Source organism: Bradyrhizobium genosp. A (assembly GCF_049949275.1).
Taxonomy (GTDB): Bacteria; Pseudomonadota; Alphaproteobacteria; order Rhizobiales; family Xanthobacteraceae; genus Bradyrhizobium.
Genome location: NZ_CP188196.1, coordinates 3,428,112 through 3,446,537, shown reverse-complemented (window position 1 = coordinate 3,446,537; position 18,426 = coordinate 3,428,112). Strand labels below are relative to the sequence as shown.

The window sequence follows — 18,426 nt, the reverse complement described above, 5'->3', positions numbered from 1 at the left end:
AGAGCGAAGACCAGTTGTTGATCGCATGCCAAACCCCTCTGATGCCGGCGAACGGAGTGATCGACCGTGACGAGAGGGTCGTCTGAAGACGGGAGACCGTGAAGCAATTAATCGACAAGGCCCAACGCTGTCCAATTTTTGCGCAAGCAGACCAGCTTCCGACTGCGACCGGGGCAATAAATTCATCAAGCTGCTCACACCTTGGGCGCATCGTAGTGGCGCTGATCTGTTCGGGCCCGGAAGCGCCTCCGGAGAAGCGGAGAAGGCGCTTGGTGCGACCGGCGTTCGCGGCGCGGGCGGCATCTGCGCGCCGCCGGCTGCGGCAACGGCACCCTGCTGGCTTTCGCCAAGCCCTGATGCCGATTCAATCAGAACCGATCGGGCTTTCGATGCCGTTGCGTGCGCGGCGAAACCAAGCCCACGTCTGCCCCGTCACTGCGATGTAGCCCGGGCCCCGGTAGACGATCTGATCGGCGACGATCCGGTTCAGTTTCGGCAGCGCATGGAACGGAATCGAAGGATAGGCGTGGTGCTCGACATGATAGGGCATGTTCCATGCAAACCAGCGCACGAACATGGTGGTATAGGTGGTGCGGGTATTCTGGAAGGCACTGCGCATGCGATCGCAACCAGTGTGTTCGGCAAGGAGATACGGACGCAGAAACAATTGACCGACGATCACGGGGACGACCCAGACCCACAACAGGATCATGGTGTGCTGCGCGACCGACGCCAGCAGCAGCGCGACGTAGCCTGCCAGATGGAGGCGCGCTTCCGTCACGACGATGTGGCCTTTGCTTTCCGGAATCCAGGACGACGTGGCGTTTCCAGTCAACGCATGGCGAAGCATCAGCCGCACCCGGAAGGCAACCTGCCGCAAGCCGCTGTAGACTACCACCAGTTGCGCGTCCGAGGTCGGGATCGGTACCGACAGCAGTTCCGGATCCCTCTTTGGATCCTGCGTATAGCGATGATGATCCCAGTGGAACAGGCAGTAATATTCGTAAGGCAAGCCGACCGCGAACGAGGAGAAATGACCGAAGGCGAGATTAAGCCCGCGGCTGCGAAACGCCGTCTTGTGGGCGGTCTCGTGGACCACCATGAATAGGAATGCGACAAAGTAGCCTTGGACGACGACCAGCGGCAACGCCCAGACGATTCCGTATCGCGACGAGACCAGCCAGATCAGCACGCCGACAACGACGATGACGCCGTAGTGGCTGGCCGCACGGACCAGACCTTGCCAATCGGACCGCGCTGACAACTCGCGCAGCATGGCCGGAGTCAACGGCTTCTCTCCGGTGGCAGTGATGGCATTGCTCATGATCGTAGACGCCTCTTTTCGGGATCACGCACTTGACCGTGCTCGTGCTGACGCTGGAATTCGTCAAGCACAGACCGATCCTAGGGAGCGACGCCGCAACGCATAAGCAATTAATTTCGTTGGCGTTGGCCGCCAGGCATCAGAGATTGCGGCCCTCGCTTCACCGCATCGGCCCGGCGACGGATCGTCGCCGGCCAATCGCAAGTGCCGTTATGGGCAGTCAGGTCTAAATCCTAGGTCCTCTCCACCCACCCTACGGCCTTGCCTTCCCCTTTCGCGCGGCGATCTGTTGGAGCGCCCAGCGCGCGTTCTTGCGGACGTCGGGATCGGGATCGTTGGCAATCACCGCGAGGTAGGCCTCACCCTCGGGGACGGCGATCTCGCCGAGCGCGGCAGCCGCCTCCTTTCGCAAATTCGCTTGCTCGTGGTGGACGCAGTTGCCGATCGCGCGCAAAGCGCCCTCGACCTTCATCTTGCCCAGGCTGCGGATCGCCTTCAGCCGCACCTGCCAAAATTCGTCGGCAAGTGAGCCTATGAGCTGATCGGCGGCGAGCGAACCGTTGGCATTGAGGCCGAGCGTCTCCGCAGCCATCTCGCGGACCATCCAATCGGTGTCCTTCAACGCGCGGGTGATGGTCTCCGCCGCAGGCTTCATCTGGGAGAACGCCAGCGCACTCACCGCGGCACGGCGCACATGGGCGTCGGGATCGTTGATCAGCGCGGTCAGCGCCGGGATGGATTCCTCCAGCTTCAGAAAGCCGATCACGCCGATCGCCTGCACGCGCACGGCGGCATCGGAATCCTGCAGCGCTTCCAGCACGGGCTTGAGCGTATCCTTGCGCCGCAACTCCTTGAGCGCCCGCAGCGCGCCCATGCGAACGAAGGCGTGGGCATGCTTGACCAATGGCAGGATGACATCGGCGCAGGCAGGATCCTTGAACTCGGCCATGCTGTCGGCAGCAGCAGCCGCAACGATCCGCTCAGGATCAACCAGCAGCTTCACCAACGCGCTTGCGGCTTCCGGCCCGTCGAATTCGCCGAGCGCCATCGCAACCTGCTGGCGCACGCCGGCATCGGGATCGTCGACCATGCTGGCGAGATGGACAATCGCTGCGGGATCGCCGGAATGACCGAGCGCGATGATGGCGACGCGGCGCTCCGCGGGATCGGCGGCCCGAAGCCGCTCGTCGGCGTCTTCGAGATCGTCGTAGGATTCGAACGGGCTCGACATGCTCACCTCAACAGATAGGGAATGTTGACGGTGACGGCACCGGTCGGGCAATCAGCCTCGCAGGGCATGCAGTACCAGCATTCGTCATAGGCCATGTAGGCCTTGCCGGTCATGTCGCTGATGCGCAGCACGTCGAGCGGGCATACGTCGACGCACACGGTGCAGCCCTTGTCGGCGATGCATTTGGCGTCGTCGACGACCACCGGAACCGATGTCTGATAGGACGCGAGAGGCATTTTATGTCTCCTGTTGCTATGGTGCGGTGGATCAGGCGGTGGCGCGGATGCGCTGCTTGTCGTAAAGGTCCTTCTCGTCGTCGGCGATCGGCACGACGTAAGGCTCGACCGCGCGCTTCTCGCTGGTCATCTTGCCGTTCTGCTTCGACAGCAGCGTGTGGCAGAACCAGTTCTCGTTGTCCTTCTCCGGGAAATCCGTGCGCCAGTGATAGAGACCCCAGCGGCTCTCCTCGCGATAGAGCGAGGCATGCACCGCCATGTCGGCGCAATCCATGATCGACTGCACTTCCAGCGCGCGGAGCAGCTCGTGCGCGTTGCGCGCCATCATGCGCTCCTGCATGTCCTCGCGTGTTTCGGCCAGGCGACGCATGCCGAGCTCGTATTTGCGCGTGACCTTTGGTGGCTGGAGATAGTCGTTGACCAAGCGGCGGGTCTTGTACTCGATCTGATTCGGCGGGATGCCGTCTTCGCGCTTGGTCGGCGCCAGCACGCGGTCGCGCTCCTTAGCGACATCGGCCGCATCGAACTCGGCGAAGTCGTGATTGTCGGCGAACTCCATCGCGTCGATACCCGCGACTGAGCCGTTGGTGAAGGCGCCGAGCATGTAGTTGTGCGGCACGCTCGCCATGTCGCCGGCGGCGTAGAGGCCCGGCACGATGGTGCGGGCATTGTCGTCGACGAACACGCCGGAGGCGCTGTGGCCGGAGCAGAAGCCGATCTCGGAGATGTGCATCTCGATCGACTCGTTGCGATAATCGACCCCGCGCCCCTGCTGGAACAGGCCGCGCGTTGGCCGCTCCACCTTGTGCAGCGTGGACTCGATCTCCGAGATGGTGTCGGGATGCAAATGCTTGAGCTGGAGGAACACCGGGCCCTTGCCGGAGAGAAGCTCGTTGTAAAACTCCAGCATCATCTGGCCGGACCAGTAGTCGCATTCGATGAAGCGGGAGCCTTCGTTGTTGGCCGTAAACGCGCCGAACGGACCGGCGACATAGGCGCAAGCCGGACCGTTATAGTCCTTGATCAGCGGATTGATCTGGTAGCATTCGAGGTTCGCGAGCGCCGCGCCGGCGTGATAGGCCATCGCATATCCGTCGCCGGAATTGGCGGCGTTCTCGTAGGTGCCGAACATGTAGCCTGAGGTCGGCAGACCGAGGCGGCCGGCGGCGCCCATGCAGAGGATCACGGCCTTGGCCTTGATCACCAGTATCTCCGCTGTGCGGGTGTTGACGGAGATCGCACCGGCGATGCGGCCGTCGGACGATTTGAGCAGCCGGGTCGCCATGTAGCGGTTGGAGATCAGGATGCGGGCGCGGCGGAGCTGGCGGTAGAGCGCCTTCTTCACCGTCTCGCCGTTCGGCATCGGCAGAACGTAGCTGCCGATGTGATGCACCTTCTTGACGGCGTAATCGCCGTTCTCGTTCTTCAAGAAGCGAATGCCGAAACTGTCGAGCTCCTCGACGATCTGGTAGCAGTTCTGCGCGTATTTATAGACCGCCTTCTGGTCGACGATGCCGTCGTTCGCAATGGTAATCTCCTTGGTGTACTGCTCCGGTGTCGCGTACCCCGGAATGACAGCATTGTTCAGCCCGTCCATGCCCATCGAGATCGCGCCGGAGCGCTTGACGTTGGCCTTTTCGAGCAGGACGACGTTGGCCTTCGGATTCTTCAGCTTCGCCTTCAGTGCCGCCATCGGGCCGGCGGTGCCGCCGCCGATCACCAGCACATCGCAGGAAACCTCCGAAAGTCCTTCGACGATCTGATCTAGTGCCATCGCTTGCTCCTGGTTCGCCGGCGCACCAGCGCCTCTGCATCAGCTTTGTTCAGGGGGCTTTCCGGCGATAGCAATTAGTTGTCGCCGGGAAGCGATTTGCGCCTCAGCGCTCGACGAAGGCCTTCTCGATGACGAAATGGCCGGGCTGGCTGTGATTGCCCTCGATGAAGCCGCGCGCGGAAAACATCACGGGCAGTTCCTCGAGCATCGCTGGGCTGCCGCAGAGCATGATGCGGTCGGTCTCGATATCGAGGCCGGATTGGCCGATGTCGTCGAACAACTGGTTTGAGGCGATCAGATCGGTGATGCGGCCACGGTTGCGGAACGGCTCGCGGGTGACGGTCGGGCAGTAGACGAGCTTGTCGCGGATCAAGGGTCCGAAGAATTCGTGATCGCGCAGGCCGTCGACGAGCTGCTCGCCATAAGCAAGCTCGGAGACCTGGCGGCAGCCATGGGCCAGCACAATGGTCTCGTAATTCTCGTAGACGTCGGGATCCTTGATCAGGCTCGCGAACGGCGCGAGGCCCGTGCCGGTCGAGAGCAGCAGTAGGCGCTTGCCCGGAATGAGGTTGCCGGTGATCAGCGTGCCCGTCGCCTTGCGGCCGACCAGAATGATGTCGCCTTCCCGAATCTTCTGCAGGCGCGAGGTCAGCGGGCCGTCCTGCACCTTGATCGAGAAGAATTCGAGCGCGTCCTCGTGATTGGCGCTGGCCATGCTATAGGCCCGCATCAACGGCTTGCCATTGACCTCCAAGCCGATCATCGCGAACTGGCCGTTCTGGAAGCGGAAGCCGGGATCGCGCGTCGCGGTGAAACTGAACAAGGACTCGGTCCAGTGTTTGACCGACAAAACCGTTTCCTTCTGAAATGCGCTCATGGTCTCTCCTTGGCCCTTGATGACGTACAAGGTTTCGGAGAGACGGTAATCCGGCAATGCGGAAGTGGAATTCCCGGTCGATTAGTTTCTCATTTCGCCGGCGATGATCGAAGAGCAGGCAGCGACGAAAGTGTGAGCGCGTCGTCGCTGGCAATTAGTTGCTATCCGCGCGTATCGGCGCCGACGTAGAGAGTATCCGGAGGTTCGTCATGACCATGACCCTGGTGGCCCCGATAGTGGTTGACTACGAAGCAAGCGCCGATCTCGCGACGCTCCTCGTCCGCACGACCGAAGGCGAGACGCTGAATGTTTCCGCCGAGCAGCTTCGCGTCTCCTGCAAATGCGCCCACTGCACGCGCGCCCGCTTCGATGGCCGCTTTCCCGAACGCTTTCCGGGCATTGCCATCACCGAGATCGGCGATCTCGGCTATGGGCTGAACATCTCGTTCTCGGACGGACATAATCGGGGAATTTACCCGAAGCCATATTTGCTGAGTTTGGCGGGACGGTAGGCGCCGCTTCCTGGGCCGCCCCCATCTGGCACGGACATTGCTCCTCTTTAGAACGATTTCAACGTTCCGGAGGCAGACGATGTTGCAGGCGGCGAGTGCAGTTCGCGGGGCGGTTCCCCCGGCAGTCCGGCCTGCGGGCAGTTCTTCGCTGCTGCTCACCGAGAACCAGCAATGGATCGGCGGGCCGCCCCCGCTGATGGACAAGCTCAGCCAGCGCGAGCGGGAGCTGGTGCTGAAGCAGGGCCGGCGAAAAGTGCTGAACCGCGGCCAGACGCTGTTCAGCCAGGGCGGCAAGCATGACGGCATCTGGCTGATCGAGAGCGGCCGCATCCGCGTGTTCTACACCTCGCCGCTCGGGCGCGAGATCACGCTCGCCTATTGGCATGTCGGTAATTTCGTAGGCGGGCCCGAAGTGTTCGAAGGCACTGTGCATCAATGGTCCGGCGTCGCATCCAGCAATTGCAGCGTGGTGCACCTGCCCGGAAAGGAATTGCGGTCCCTTGCCGCAGAGATCCCGAATCTCGCGATCGGCCTCATTGAAGGCCTCACCTTCAAGGGCAAATGCTATTCTGCGCTGGCCCAGATGCTGGGAACGCGCTCGATCACGCAGCGCCTTGCGCATCTTCTGCTGCATCTCGTCGAACTCTACGGCGTCGAGGATGCCGACGGGCGCGTGATTGCGGCTGCCTTCACCCATGCCGACATCGCCCACATGGTCGGCGCCACCAGGCAATGGGTCACGATCAGTTTGAAGCGCATGCAGGAGAAAGGAATCGTGTTGACCAAGCGGTCGCAGATCGTGGTCTGCCGCACCGACGTGCTGGAGGAGATGCGCGGCCACGCACCCGACTGATAGAATTTGCGAGCAAGGCCGGTGCACAGGCACGCGGCTTTATAGTGCAGGACTGCCCAAGAAGTATGCAATCAGCATTTCCCGGCAACTAATCGACTGCGGTTATCATTCCGGATTTGCCCTGTCGGTGCCCTCACCCAATCATGGCAACCACAGCACATCCAACCTAATGAGGATGAGAATGGTCCGCCATCTTCCCACGCTCTCGATCGCGATGTCGGTGACGTCGCTGGCGCTGATCCTCGCGCAGTCGGCTTCGGCGGAAACCGTCACCCTCGGCATCGGAACGCAGGACACCACAACCAATACGGTGACCGCGGGCGTCGTCATCCGCCAGCTCCATCTCCTCGAAAAATACCTGCCTAAGGACGGCAAATACGCCAACATCAAGTTCGAGCTGGAGTGGCAGAATTTTACGTCCGGTCCGCCCGTCACCAACGCGATGATGGCGAACAAGTTGCAGATCGGTATGATGGGCGACTATCCGCTGATCGTGAACGGCTTCACGTTCGACAGCAATCCAGAGAGCAAGAGCCGGCTGATCGGCATCGCCGCCTACAGCCTCTCCGGCTCCGGCAACGGCATCGTCGTTCACAAGGACTCGCCCTATTACGATCTGGCCGATCTCAAGGGCAAGCTCGTCAGCGTGCCCTTCGGCTCCGCCGCACACGGCATGGTGTTGAAGGCGATGCAGGACCGTGGCTACACGGCCGATTTCTTCCAGCTCGTGAGCCAGAGCCCCGAGGTCGGCTCGACCAATCTCCAGGAGAAGAAGATCGACGCGCATGCCGACTTCGTCCCCTTCGCCGAATTGCTTCCCTTCCGCGGCTTCGCGCGAAAAATCTTTGACGGTGTCGAGACCAATCTGCCAACCTTCCACGGCATCGTCGTCCGCACCGACTTCGCCGAGAAATATCCTGAAGTCGTCGTCGCCTACATGAAGGCGCTAATCGCCGCCAATCAGTGGCTCCGCGACGATCCCAAGCTTGCTTCCGAAAAGCTCCAGGAATGGACCGGCATCAACAAGGAAGTCGTCTACATCTTCCTCGGCCCCAGCGGCAACATGACCACCGATCCCACGGTCAAGCCGGCGTTGATCGATGCGGCCGCCAACGACGTCAAGGTGCTGCAGAATCTCGGCCGCATGAAGGAGTTCGATCCGAAGAAATGGGTCGACGACAGCTACATCCGCAAGGCCTATACCGAGATGAAGCTCGACTATGACGCGCAACTTGCGAGCACCAAGAACTACGAAATTACAGGCGAAGACGCCTTCTGCAAGAAGCCGATCACCGATCCGCGCAAGGCCGGCGAGGTCTGGGTCGACGACGCCGGCATCATGCCGTTCTCGTCCGCCGCCTGCACGCTCGGGGCCTATGCTGACTTCAAGGCCAAGGGCAAGAAGATCAACGTCGCCTACGTCTTCGACACCACCCGCGGTATCAAGCTGTTCGCCGACCAGGCCTTCTTCGCGGTCGGCAATGGCGACGTCGCGCCGTTCCTGCTTAAGAAGGACGCCGAGGCCTATGCCGCCAAGATCAGCGGCAAGGTGCTCGGCTTCGATGATGCGGTGAAAACAGCAGTCAGCGGAGACAAGACGTGAGCAGTCCCGCCATCCTCAGACATTCAGAGGACAGCAGCATGCCAACAGCCATCGCCGAGGCGGGCCCCTTGCCCGCCGTCACGCCCCCGGCCACACCGCCCTCTTTCGGCACGCTCGCACTGCGCTGGTACCGGCTGAACCAGGGCCGGCTGCGCGCGACCGCGATCGCCATCATTTCGCTGCTGGCCTTCCTCCTGGTCTGGCATCTGCTCACGACCTACCGCGTCGTATTCTTCGTGCGCTTCACGAACGTGCCCTCGCCCGTCGCGGTCTATGCAAGCTTCACCAAGGCCATCCACGATCCCAAATTCCTGTTGCACATCGCGCTCAGCTGCCGCCGCATCTTCATCGGCTTCTCGCTCGCCGCGATCGTCGGGGTGCCGCTCGGCCTGATCATGGGCCGCTTCAAGCTGGTGCATGAAATAATCTTCCCGGTCGCCGAAGTGCTGCGGCCGATCCCTGCGATCGCCTGGGTGCCGATGGCAATCATGCTGTGGCCGACCAACGAGCAGAGCATCGTCTTCATCACGTTCCTCGGCTCGTTCTTCCCAATCCTCGTCAACACGCTGCACGGAATGACGTTGGTCGATCCTGTGCTGGTGCGCGCGTCGCAATGTCTTGGCGCGCGCGAACGCTCGATTTTCCGCGAGGTGTATTTTCCAGCCTCGCTGCCGCACATCTTCACCGGCCTGACCATCGGCATGGGCGTCGCCTGGGTATCGCTGATCGCTGCTGAAATGATCTCAGGTCAGTACGGCATCGGCTACTTCACCTGGGAAGCCTATTCGCTGGTCCAGTATGCCGACATCGCGCTCGGCATGATTGCGATCGGCGTGCTTGGCCTCGGATCGAGTCTGTTGATCCGAGGCGCGGGTCATCTCGTGATGCCATGGAGGTCTAGATGAGCGAGCTCGCGACCAGCGATCCAAAGGGGCATATCGAGGTCAAAGATTTCTCGCTGAGCTACGAGACCATCGATGGCCCGGTGCAGGCCGTCACCAATACGCATATCCACGTCAAGCCCGGAGAGTTCGTCTCGATCGTCGGCCCCTCCGGCTGCGGCAAGTCCACCTTCCTGAATGCGGTGGCGGGCTTTCTCAAGCCCACCACCGGCACCATCACGGTCGATGGCGAGCGCGTCAACGGCCCGAGCGCCGCGCGCGGCATGGTGTTCCAGCAATATTCGCTATTTCCCTGGAAGACGGTGCGGGAGAACGTCGAGTTCGGCCTGAAGATGCGCGGCATGCCGCGCTCGCAGCGCGAACGCGCCGCGCGCACGCTGCTCGGCCTGGCGGGACTCGAAGCCTTCGAGAAGCACTATCCGGAAAAACTCTCCGGCGGCATGAAGCAGCGCGTCGGCATCGTCCGCGCGCTCGCGACGGGACCGAAGGTACTGCTGCTGGATGAACCCTTTGGCGCGCTCGACGCCCAGACCCGGGTCATCATGCAGCAGATCCTCACCAACATGTGGCAACGGCTGAAGATCTCGGTGCTGTTCGTCACTCACGACATCGACGAGGCAATCTTCCTCTCCGACCGCGTCTACTGCATGACCGCGCGCCCCGGCTCGATCAAGGCGGAGATACCAATTCCGCTGGAGCGCCCACGCCAGCAATCGATGATGATGTCGTCGGAATTCTTGGCGCTGCGCCGCGGCCTGATGTCCCTGATCCGCGAGGAAAGTCTGAAGGCGATGGGCGGCGAGATCAACGATCTCGGCATGCAGGGATTGAACATCGAGCTGCACGGCCATTCGCTGGTCGAGGTACTTTAGCCGAGAACACCATGGCCCGTGCTCACACTGGCTGGAATGAGATTTTTCTTGATCTCCCGGTGCACACGCCTGCACACGCCGCCTTCTAACCAACTGAAATTACTGAATTCTCGCTCCAATCCATCATGGGCGAGTTTTGAGCTAGCTTCAGCAATCGACGTCCGATTGGAGCCAGTCAGAGAAAGCTTCGTCTATCACAGCGGGCCGTGAGCCCATCGCACAATCAATCGTGGAACTGCCACGTCAAGCGGCTTGGTCTTTTGCGTACCATATGAAAATCATCCCGCGCGTCATCCAGTTGGCTTCGTCGATCGCAGCCTTCAGACCCCTTACCTAGACAATTCCCGCCGAAGTCCCGGCGATGGCGGGACGCTCCTTCGTCTTTTGAGCCCGATAGCCGGATGCTCGATAGGCCGCGATCGGCGCGATCGCTCCGCCGGCACGAAGGCGGGCAATGGCCAGCAGCGGCGAGACGTCGCTCGTGAAAGCACGTTTCAATTCGAGATGGGCGCCGAGCGCATCATTCGCTTCTTGCGCCGCCTCGAGGGCCACGCGATCGACGATCAGGGCCTGGGCATAGGCGCGCTGTAACTCGATCGCCGATTGCATCAAACTCTCGATCGGATCGGTCACGTTATGCGACTGGTCAATCATATAGGCGGGCGCAAAACCTTCCGCCTTGCGTCGCTCGGCGTCGATCAGCTCGTTGAAGACGAGAAACAGCCGGAACGGCTCGACCGAGCCGCTGTCGAGGTCATCATCACCATATTTCGAATCATTGAAATGGAAGCCCGCGAGTTTCCCGAAGCGAACGAGCCGGGCGACGATCTGCTCGATATTCACGTTCGGCGCATGATGGCCGAGGTCGACGAGGCAATGCGCCTTGGGCCCGAGTTCCTGCGCGACCGCAAAACTCGTGCCCCAATCCGAGATCACGGTCGAGTAGAACGCCGGCTCGTAGAGCTTGTGCTCGAGGAACACCCGCCAGTCGGCAGGCAGTGCCGCGACGATCTCACGCATCGCGTCGATATAGCGGTCGAGCGCCTTGGTCAGATTCGATTGGCCGGCAAAGTTCGATCCATCGGCGATCCAGACGGTCAACGCTTTCGAGCCGAGCTTGCGGCCGATCTCGGCGCATTCGATATTGTGCGCGACCGCCTGAGCGCGCACGCGCGCATCGGTATGCGACAGCGAACCGAACTTGTATGAAAGCTCCTGCCCCGGCTGATCCTGGAATGTGTTGGAGTTGACTGCGTCGAAGGTAAGGCCGTGACGCGCGGCCTGTTCACGCAAGGCGGCATAGTCGTCAACCTTGTCCCACGGGATGTGCGGCGAGATCGTCGGGGTTGCCCGCGCCAATCGCTGGATCACGGCGCAATCGTCGATCTTCTCGAAGACGTTGCGCGGCTCACCCGGCCCCGGGAAGCGCGCAAATCGCGTGCCTCCTGTGCCGACGCCCCAAGTCGGAATGGCGACGCCGAAGGCCAAAACCTTCTGCACCAGGGCTTCCGCGTCGATGCCGTGCCGCGCCAGCGCGCGCTTCAGGGCATCGTAGTCTTCAGTGGTCGCTTCTTCGAGCCGCGCGTTGTGGTTGGCGATGAAATCCGGGCTGATCGAGAACGGCGTGCTCATCGCGTGAAGGCCTGGGCGTTACCGGCGTCGATATTGAGGATGTTGCCGGTCGATTTGGCCGAGAGATCGGACGCGAAGAAGTAGACACCCTCGGCGATATCTTCGGGGAATACCGATAGTTTGAGCAGCGAGCGCTGGCGGTAGACTTCCTCGAGCTGGTCTTCCGCAACCTTGTTGGACGCCGCACGCTGCTGGCGCCACTCGCCTTCCCAGATCTTCGAACCACGCAGCACCGCGTCCGGATTGACGGTGTTGACGCGGATACCATGCGCCGCGCCTTCCAACGCCAGGCAGCGGGCCAGATGGATCTCCGACGCCTTGGCGGCGCAATAGGCCGAAGCACCGGCCGAAGCGGCGAGACCGTTCTTCGAGGCAACAAAGATGATGGCGCCGCCGACGTTTTGACGCTGCATCAGCCGGAATGCTTCGCGCGAGACGAGGAAATAACCTGTGGCGAGAATGTCCATATTCTTCTGCCAAAGCCCAAGACTCGTGTCTTCGACAGGCGAAGCCGAAGCGATACCGGCGTTCGAGACGACGATGTCGACGCCGCCAAAGGCCCGCGCTGCCTCTTCGAACGAAGCGACCACCGCCGCCTCGTCGGTCACATCGAGCTTCACGCCGATCGCCGCGTCGCGGCCATGGTGCTTCGTAATCGCCGCAACGCGCTCGCTCAGCGCCTTCTCGTCAATGTCCGCAATGACGAGGCAAGCGCCTTCGCCGAGCAGCCGCTGCGCGGTTGCCCCGCCAATGCCGCCGGCGCCGCCGGTCACATAGGCGATCCGCCCGGCGAGCGATTTCGGCCTGGGCATGCGCTGGAGCTTGGCCTCTTCCAGCAGCCAGTATTCGATATTGAAGGCCTCCTGCTCAGCCAGGCCGACATAGGCGCTGACGCCCGAGGCGCCACGCATGACGTTGATCGCGTTAATATAGAATTCGGCCGCAACGCGCGCCGTTGCCTTGTCCTTGGCAAACGTGAACATGCCGATTCCCGGAACGAGATACACGACCGCGTTAGGATCACGCATGCCCGGCGAGTCCGGATGTTTGCAGCGCTCATAATAGGCGGCGTAGTCGCGTCGGTAAGCGGCGAGAACGTCATCGAGGCCTGCGATCACCTCGTCGAGATTGTCGCGCACGGGATCGTAAGGCAACAGCAGCGGCCGGATCTTGGTGCGAAGAAAGTGATCCGGACAGGAGGTGCCGAGCGGCGCCAGCTTCGTCAGCGCACTGGAGTTGACGAACTCCAGCACTTCCGGGGCATCAGTGAAATGGCCGATCTTGCGTTCGTCCGCGGAGATCTTGCCGCGGATCAGCGGCATCAGCCTGGCCGCGATCGCGCGGCGTTTTTCCGGCGAGGCCGCTTCGACCTTGGCGCCGCCGAAAGCCGGCTTCCGCTCATGCGCGGCAAGCCAATCGGCGGCCTGCTGAATCACGCGCAAGGTCATCTCGTAGCAGGCTTTCGACGTCTCGGCCCAGGTGAACAGCCCGTGCCCACCAAGAACGACGCCGACATAGTCGGGATGGCGCGTGGCCATCTCGCCGAGCTTGAGGCCAAGATCGAAGCCCGGCCGCTGCCACGGCAGGAACCCGAGCTTGCCGCCGAAAACTTCGCGGGTCAGGCGCTCAGCGTCGACTGAGGCGGCAATGGCAATGACCGCGTCGGCATGGACATGATCCACATGCCGGTGCGGCACGAAGGCGTGCAAGGGGGTATCGATCGAAGTCGCCCGCGGATTGAGATCGAAGGTGCAGTGATTGAACAAGGCGACCATCTCGTCCTCTTGGGCGAGGCCGCGATAGAGGCCTTTCAGGCTCTCGAGCTTGTCGAGGTACAGCGTCGAAAAGCCGTCGCGCTTCATCGAGCCGATGTCGCCGCCTGAACCCTTGACCCAGAGCACGCGTACATTCTGGCGCGTCAGCGGATCCTTCATCTCGATCTTGGCCGAGGTATTGCCGCCCCCGAAATTAGTGATGCGCAGATCAGCCCCGAGCAGGTTGGAGCGGTACAGCAACTGACCTGCTTCATCGAACCCGGCGGCGAGCGCGTCGTCCCAGAGATTTGGCAGGGGCTTGGCCGCGACCTCGCTCATTAGGGATTCTCCCTGTGTTTGATCTCTGGTCAGCTTAGGCTACCGATTCAATCAAGGTCAATCACAGACACTCAATGCCGCGACGCAATATGATTGATGCAGCGCGATATTGATCGATTTTGACGGTTTGCAGTTGACCGCTGGTCGAGAGCGTGAGCTATTTACGGGCAAAAGGGAGGGCGACGTGCACGAGCGGGAACGCTGGCAGGTCATCAAGGGACTCTTGCGTGAGCGGTCGCTGGTGCGCATCGCCGACGCATGTCGCGCGACCGGCGTCTCCGAAGCCTCGATACGGCGCGATTTCGCCAGGCTCGCCGAGCAAGGCATCGCGATCAGGGTGCATGGCGGGTTAGAAGCCCTGCCCGACACCGTCAACGCACCGGGCGACGTCGTTTCGCTTGCCACGCGCTCCTTCGACGTCAGCCAGACGCTCAACATAGATGCCAAGCGCGCCATTGCAAAAGCGGCGGTCGCCCTCTGCACTGATGGCGAGACAATCATCATCAACGGCGGCACGACCACCTATCAGATGGGCGAATATCTGCGCGAACGCCGTCTGAAGGTATTGACCAATTCCTATCTGCTCGCCGACGCGCTGATCCACACGTCGAAATGCCGCGTCGCCTTGCCGGGTGGCGAGGTCTATCGCGAGCAAGGCATGATCGTCTCGCCCTTTGAAGAGGATGCGATCCAGCACTATTCGGCGACGCGGATGTTCATGAGTGCGATCTCGATCGGACCGCTCGGCGTGATCGAGGGCGACCCCCTGCTCGCCCGCGCCGAATCCAAACTGCTGAAGCGTGCCGACAAGCTGATCGTGCTAGCCGACTCCTCGAAATTCGTCTCGCGCGGCAGCCTTGTCGTCTGCCCGCTATCGCGCATCGATACGCTGATCACCGCTTCCGATGCGCCGAGCGACGCACTCGACATGCTGCGCGGGCACGGTGTCCGCGTCGTTGTTGTGGATGCAGGCGCTCAAGCCAATGCGGCGGCGTGACCATGACAACTGACCCGCACAGTGAAACTCCCGCGGCGCCGCTTCTATCGGTGCGCGCGATCGAGAAGTCCTTTCCAGGCGTACGGGCGCTGTCCGGCGCCTCGTTCGACACCGCCAGGGGCGAAGTCCACGCCTTGCTCGGCGAGAACGGCGCCGGCAAGTCGACGCTGATCAAGATCGTTTCCGGCGTGTTCTCGCCCGATCGCGGCGAGGTCTTCGTGGACGGCAGACAGGTTGACCTCGCGCAGCCTGACGATGCACGGCGTGCCGGCATCGCCACGATCTATCAAGAGCTGCTGTTGTTTCCGGAGCTCACTGTCGCCGAAAATATCTTCATGGGGCATGCGCCCCGCGCCGGCCTCGGCCGGATCGACTGGCGGACGATGCACAAGAAGACGAATGCGCTGCTCGCTTCGCTTGAGATTCATGACTTGCACGCCGACCGAATCGTCGGTTCCCTCAGCGTCGGCAACCGCCAGCGCGTCGAGATCCTGCGTGCGTTATCGCAGGATGCGCGCATTCTCATCATGGACGAGCCGACCGCGGCCCTGACCGAGTACGACGTGACGCGGCTCTTCGACATCGTGCGCAAGCTGAAAGCCCGCGGCGTCGCCGTAATCTATATCAGCCATCGGCTCGACGAGATTTTCGCAATTGCCGATCGCGTAACCGTGCTGCGCGATGGCACGCACGTCGCGACCAAACGCGTCACCGACACGGACGCAGCCGAACTCGTGCAATTGATGGTCGGCCGCAGGATCGAGAGTCTGTTCCCGAAAATCAAGGTTCCGATCGGCAAGCCGGTGCTGGAGGTAAAGAACCTCGAACGACGGCCGTTGACGCGGAGCATCTCGCTCACGGTGCGCGCCGGCGAGATCGTCGGCCTTGCCGGACTTGTCGGCTCGGGTCGCAGCGAGCTGGCGCAAACTATTTTCGGCGTCACGCCGGCCGATAATGGCGAAATCCGGATCGCCGGACAGCAGGTCGACATCCGCTCGCCGGCACAGGCACGGTCTTTGGGCGTCGCCTATGTTCCCGAGGATCGCGGCACGCAGGGCCTGGTGCGGCCGATGACGGTGCGCGAGAACTTCAGCCTCGCCGCGCTTGGCAAGGTCGCATTCGGCGGCTTCATCGATCGCGGCGCCGAGCGCAAGCTTGCCGGCGACGGCGTCAAGCGCTTTGCAGTCAAGACGAGCTCGCTCGAGCAGATCGCGGGCAAGCTTTCCGGCGGCAATCAGCAGAAGATCGTGCTCGGCAAATGGCTCGCCAACGGGCCGAAGCTATTGATTCTCGACGAACCGACGCGTGGCATCGACGTGGGCGCCAAGGCCGAAATCCATCGGCTGATGGGCGAACTTGCCGCCCAAGGGCTCGCCATCCTGATGATTTCGAGCGAGCTGCCAGAGGTGCTCGGCATGAGCGACCGCATCCTCGTGATGCGCGAAGGCCGTATCGTTGCCGAATTTTCGCGCGAAGAAGCGACCCAGGAGTCGATCGGCGCAGCGATGATGGGTAGTTGTGAAAACGCGGGGAAGGCGGCATGACGGCAGTGACCTTAGCCGAGGCCGATCCGCGGCGGTGGCTGAAGACGCTTGCCTCGCAGGAGGCCCTGCTCGCGATCGCGGTGATCGGCCTCGCCATTGCCGTCGGCCTTTACAATCCGCGCTTTCTGGCGGTGCGCAATCTTTCCGACGTGCTGCTCGGCAACGCCTATATCGCCGTCGCCGCGGTCGGCATGTCGATGGTGATCATCTCCGGCAACATCGATATTTCCGTTGGCGCGCTGATCGGCGTCCTGGCGACGATCAGCGGCACTCTGGCCGTGAACGGCGCACCGATCGTGGTCGCCTGGCTGGCTGCGCTCGTTGCCGGCATACTCCTGATGGCCTTGCAGGGCGCCATCATCGCTTATCTGCGCATTCCGGCGATCGTGGTTACGCTCGGCATGTTGTCGATCCTCAAAGGCGGCCTGATCAGTGTCACGGGAGGCAAGTGGATTACCGACCTGCCCGACAGTTTTCATCTGGCTGATCTCGAACTCTTTGGCGTGCTGCCGTTTCCGGTTTTTCTCATGATCCTGGTGACGATCCTGGCAGCGTTGTGGATGCGCTATTCGGCCTCGGGACGCGCCATCTACGCCGTCGGCGGCAACGCCGAAGCGGCGCGGCTCTGCGGCATTTCGCAACCGCGCACGATCGTAATGGTTTTCGCGCTGCACGGCTTGTTCGCCGGGGCGGCCGCCCTGCTCTATGCGACACAGCTCCGCGTCATCCAGTCGACCGTGCCGCCCAATCTCGAGCTGACGATCATCACCGCGTCGGTCGTTGGAGGAGTCAGTATTCTTGGGGGCGTCGGCACAGCGGTCGGCTCGACCCTTGCCGCCGTACTGATCGCCGAGATCGCCAGTGCGCTGGTCTTCATCGACGTCTCGCCCTACTGGATCCGCGCGGTCCAGGGCGTGCTCATCCTCGTGACCGTGATCGCCGACATTCTGCGGCGCCGGCGCATGGCCGGAGCATGAGCACCATGAGCGAAATCCCCCTTCCCCAGGCCGCCAAGCGCGTCGTGCCCTGGTGGCTGCTGCGTCACGAGACCATGCTGGCAGCGATCCTTCTCATTGCGTTGATCGTGCTCGGGGGCTTGAACAATCGGTTCCTGACGCTCGACAATCTGCTCAATCAAGGCAGGCTGACGACCGAGGTCGGGCTGATCGCGCTGCCGATGACCTTCATCATCATTACCGGCGGCATCGATCTCTCGGTCGGCTCGATCGTCGGACTCTGCGCGATCCTGCTAGGCTATTCCTGGAAGAATTTCGGCTTTCCCTTGCCGCTGGCGATTGGCTTCTCGTTGGTCGTCGGTGCCACGGCGGGCTTTCTCAACGGGATCGTCATCACCAGGGTGAAAGTGCCGCCGCTGATCATGACGATCGCGACGCTCGCCCTCTACCGCGGGCTCGCTGAGGGAATCAGCCAGGCGCGTTCGGTGCGCGGCTACCCGGAATGGTTCTACTTCATCGGACAGGAAAACCTCTTCGGCGTGCCGGCGCAGCTCTGGCTCTTGCTGATCGCGATCGTGGTCTCGGCAATCGTTCTGGACCGCACCATTTTCGGCCGGACGCTCTATGCGATCGGCAACAACGAGACCGCCGCGCGCTTTTCCGGTTTGCCGGTCGATCGCGTCAAGCTGATCATCTACACGCTATCGGGCTTCATGGCCGGCCTTTCCGCTTGTGTTCTCGTCTCGCGCGTGACCACGACCCGCTCGGACATGGGGATCGGCTATGAGCTCGACGTGATCGCGGCGGTGGTGCTCGGCGGCACCAGCATATTCGGAGGCGTCGGTACGATCTGGGGCACGGTCGTCGGCCTCGCGATGATCCAGCTCTTGAAGAACGGGTTGGCCCTGACCGGCGTCAAGGGTGACGCGACGATCGTGGTCATCGGCACGGTGCTCATCCTTTCAACTCTTGTGGCGAGTTCGCTTCAGCGGCGGCGTGAGGGCGTTTGATGGAATGTCT

At 62.0% G+C, this 18,426-nt stretch carries 16 protein-coding genes; 9 read left to right on the top strand and 7 right to left on the bottom strand.

Annotation, left to right across the window (positions count from 1 at the left end; genetic code table 11):
• Window positions 1-364 precede the first annotated feature (364 nt).
• From ACP2YP_RS15865 to ACP2YP_RS15845, 5 genes are all read right to left on the bottom strand, one after another.
• Window positions 365-1,324 (bottom strand): fatty acid desaturase, encoded by a 960-nt coding sequence (locus ACP2YP_RS15865; protein WP_426425221.1) that lies wholly within the window; start codon window positions 1,322-1,324, stop codon window positions 365-367.
• 253 nt (window positions 1,325-1,577) lie between these two features.
• The gene (locus tag ACP2YP_RS15860; RefSeq protein ID WP_426425220.1) at window positions 1,578-2,555 is read right to left on the bottom strand and encodes a HEAT repeat domain-containing protein; all 978 of its coding nucleotides are present in this window, start codon (window positions 2,553-2,555) and stop codon (window positions 1,578-1,580) included.
• Window positions 2,556-2,557: 2 nt separating this feature from the next.
• On the bottom strand, window positions 2,558-2,791 hold the full coding sequence (locus tag ACP2YP_RS15855) for a 4Fe-4S dicluster domain-containing protein (protein WP_008141081.1): 234 nt from the start codon (window positions 2,789-2,791) through the stop codon (window positions 2,558-2,560).
• A gap of 31 nt (window positions 2,792-2,822) precedes the next feature.
• Entirely contained in the window at window positions 2,823-4,565 is a 1,743-nt protein-coding gene (locus tag ACP2YP_RS15850; protein WP_426425219.1) for a fumarate reductase/succinate dehydrogenase flavoprotein subunit, read from the bottom strand.
• A gap of 103 nt (window positions 4,566-4,668) precedes the next feature.
• Window positions 4,669-5,442: a ferredoxin--NADP reductase gene (locus ACP2YP_RS15845; protein ID WP_426425218.1), complete on the bottom strand. Its 774-nt coding sequence runs from the start codon at window positions 5,440-5,442 to the stop codon at window positions 4,669-4,671.
• Window positions 5,443-5,657: 215 nt separating this feature from the next.
• On the opposite strand from ACP2YP_RS15845, the gene ACP2YP_RS15840 reads away from it, so the two are divergent.
• The 5 genes from ACP2YP_RS15840 to ACP2YP_RS15820 all read left to right on the top strand — a co-directional run bounded on the left by ACP2YP_RS15840 (window position 5,658) and on the right by ACP2YP_RS15820 (window position 10,184).
• A complete protein-coding gene (locus ACP2YP_RS15840) occupies window positions 5,658-5,954 on the top strand; it encodes a gamma-butyrobetaine hydroxylase-like domain-containing protein (protein WP_426426165.1) in 297 nt (98 codons plus the stop codon).
• A gap of 79 nt (window positions 5,955-6,033) precedes the next feature.
• A complete protein-coding gene (locus ACP2YP_RS15835) occupies window positions 6,034-6,807 on the top strand; it encodes a Crp/Fnr family transcriptional regulator (protein WP_426425217.1) in 774 nt (257 codons plus the stop codon).
• Window positions 6,808-6,988: 181 nt separating this feature from the next.
• Window positions 6,989-8,410 carry an ABC transporter substrate-binding protein gene (locus ACP2YP_RS15830; protein ID WP_426425216.1) on the top strand — a complete coding sequence of 474 codons (1,422 nt, stop codon included), beginning with the start codon at window positions 6,989-6,991 and terminating at the stop codon, window positions 8,408-8,410.
• Entirely contained in the window at window positions 8,407-9,315 is a 909-nt protein-coding gene (locus ACP2YP_RS15825) for an ABC transporter permease (RefSeq protein WP_426425215.1), read from the top strand. Before ACP2YP_RS15830 ends, ACP2YP_RS15825 begins: the two co-directional genes overlap by 4 nt.
• Window positions 9,312-10,184: an ABC transporter ATP-binding protein gene (locus ACP2YP_RS15820; protein ID WP_426425213.1), complete on the top strand. Its 873-nt coding sequence runs from the start codon at window positions 9,312-9,314 to the stop codon at window positions 10,182-10,184. Before ACP2YP_RS15825 ends, ACP2YP_RS15820 begins: the two co-directional genes overlap by 4 nt.
• Window positions 10,185-10,517: 333 nt before the next feature.
• Here ACP2YP_RS15820 and rhaI read toward each other — a convergent pair whose 3' ends face one another.
• A complete protein-coding gene (rhaI, locus tag ACP2YP_RS15815; RefSeq protein WP_426425212.1) occupies window positions 10,518-11,816 on the bottom strand; it encodes an L-rhamnose catabolism isomerase in 1,299 nt (432 codons plus the stop codon).
• On the bottom strand, window positions 11,813-13,909 hold the full coding sequence (locus tag ACP2YP_RS15810; RefSeq protein WP_426425211.1) for a bifunctional rhamnulose-1-phosphate aldolase/short-chain dehydrogenase: 2,097 nt from the start codon (window positions 13,907-13,909) through the stop codon (window positions 11,813-11,815). The genes rhaI and ACP2YP_RS15810 overlap by 4 nt, the downstream gene beginning before the upstream one ends.
• 184 nt (window positions 13,910-14,093) lie before the next feature.
• Between ACP2YP_RS15810 and ACP2YP_RS15805 the strand changes: the two genes are divergently transcribed.
• The 4 genes from ACP2YP_RS15805 to ACP2YP_RS15790 are packed head-to-tail and all read left to right on the top strand — an operon-like array spanning window position 14,094 to window position 18,416.
• Window positions 14,094-14,906 (top strand): DeoR/GlpR family DNA-binding transcription regulator, encoded by an 813-nt coding sequence (locus ACP2YP_RS15805; RefSeq protein ID WP_426425209.1) that lies wholly within the window; start codon window positions 14,094-14,096, stop codon window positions 14,904-14,906.
• A 2-nt stretch (window positions 14,907-14,908) separates the two neighbouring features.
• Complete coding sequence (locus ACP2YP_RS15800; protein ID WP_426425207.1) at window positions 14,909-16,450, top strand: sugar ABC transporter ATP-binding protein; 1,542 nt, start codon at window positions 14,909-14,911, stop codon at window positions 16,448-16,450.
• A complete protein-coding gene (locus tag ACP2YP_RS15795; protein WP_426425205.1) occupies window positions 16,447-17,427 on the top strand; it encodes an ABC transporter permease in 981 nt (326 codons plus the stop codon). The genes ACP2YP_RS15800 and ACP2YP_RS15795 overlap by 4 nt, the downstream gene beginning before the upstream one ends.
• Window positions 17,424-18,416 (top strand): ABC transporter permease, encoded by a 993-nt coding sequence (locus ACP2YP_RS15790; protein ID WP_426425204.1) that lies wholly within the window; start codon window positions 17,424-17,426, stop codon window positions 18,414-18,416. The genes ACP2YP_RS15795 and ACP2YP_RS15790 overlap by 4 nt, the downstream gene beginning before the upstream one ends.
• Window positions 18,417-18,426: the final 10 nt, after the last annotated feature.

Excerpts from the sequence above, each read along its gene's own strand:
- ACP2YP_RS15830 (WP_426425216.1), top strand. The coding sequence starts at position 6,989 with ATGGTCCGCCATCTTCCCACGCTCTCGATCGCGATGTCGGTGACGTCG.
- ACP2YP_RS15790 (WP_426425204.1), top strand. The coding sequence starts at position 17,424 with ATGAGCACCATGAGCGAAATCCCCCTTCCCCAGGCCGCCAAGCGCGTC.
- rhaI (WP_426425212.1), bottom strand. The coding sequence starts at position 11,816 with ATGAGCACGCCGTTCTCGATCAGCCCGGATTTCATCGCCAACCACAAC.
- ACP2YP_RS15860 (WP_426425220.1), bottom strand. The coding sequence starts at position 2,555 with ATGTCGAGCCCGTTCGAATCCTACGACGATCTCGAAGACGCCGACGAG.
- ACP2YP_RS15810 (WP_426425211.1), bottom strand. The coding sequence starts at position 13,909 with ATGAGCGAGGTCGCGGCCAAGCCCCTGCCAAATCTCTGGGACGACGCG.
- ACP2YP_RS15840 (WP_426426165.1), top strand. The coding sequence starts at position 5,658 with ATGACCCTGGTGGCCCCGATAGTGGTTGACTACGAAGCAAGCGCCGAT.
- ACP2YP_RS15865 (WP_426425221.1), bottom strand. The coding sequence starts at position 1,324 with ATGAGCAATGCCATCACTGCCACCGGAGAGAAGCCGTTGACTCCGGCC.
- ACP2YP_RS15855 (WP_008141081.1), bottom strand. The coding sequence starts at position 2,791 with ATGCCTCTCGCGTCCTATCAGACATCGGTTCCGGTGGTCGTCGACGAC.
- ACP2YP_RS15850 (WP_426425219.1), bottom strand. The coding sequence starts at position 4,565 with ATGGCACTAGATCAGATCGTCGAAGGACTTTCGGAGGTTTCCTGCGAT.
- ACP2YP_RS15795 (WP_426425205.1), top strand. The coding sequence starts at position 16,447 with ATGACGGCAGTGACCTTAGCCGAGGCCGATCCGCGGCGGTGGCTGAAG.
- ACP2YP_RS15835 (WP_426425217.1), top strand. The coding sequence starts at position 6,034 with ATGTTGCAGGCGGCGAGTGCAGTTCGCGGGGCGGTTCCCCCGGCAGTC.
- ACP2YP_RS15800 (WP_426425207.1), top strand. The coding sequence starts at position 14,909 with ATGACAACTGACCCGCACAGTGAAACTCCCGCGGCGCCGCTTCTATCG.
- ACP2YP_RS15820 (WP_426425213.1), top strand. The coding sequence starts at position 9,312 with ATGAGCGAGCTCGCGACCAGCGATCCAAAGGGGCATATCGAGGTCAAA.
- ACP2YP_RS15845 (WP_426425218.1), bottom strand. The coding sequence starts at position 5,442 with ATGAGCGCATTTCAGAAGGAAACGGTTTTGTCGGTCAAACACTGGACC.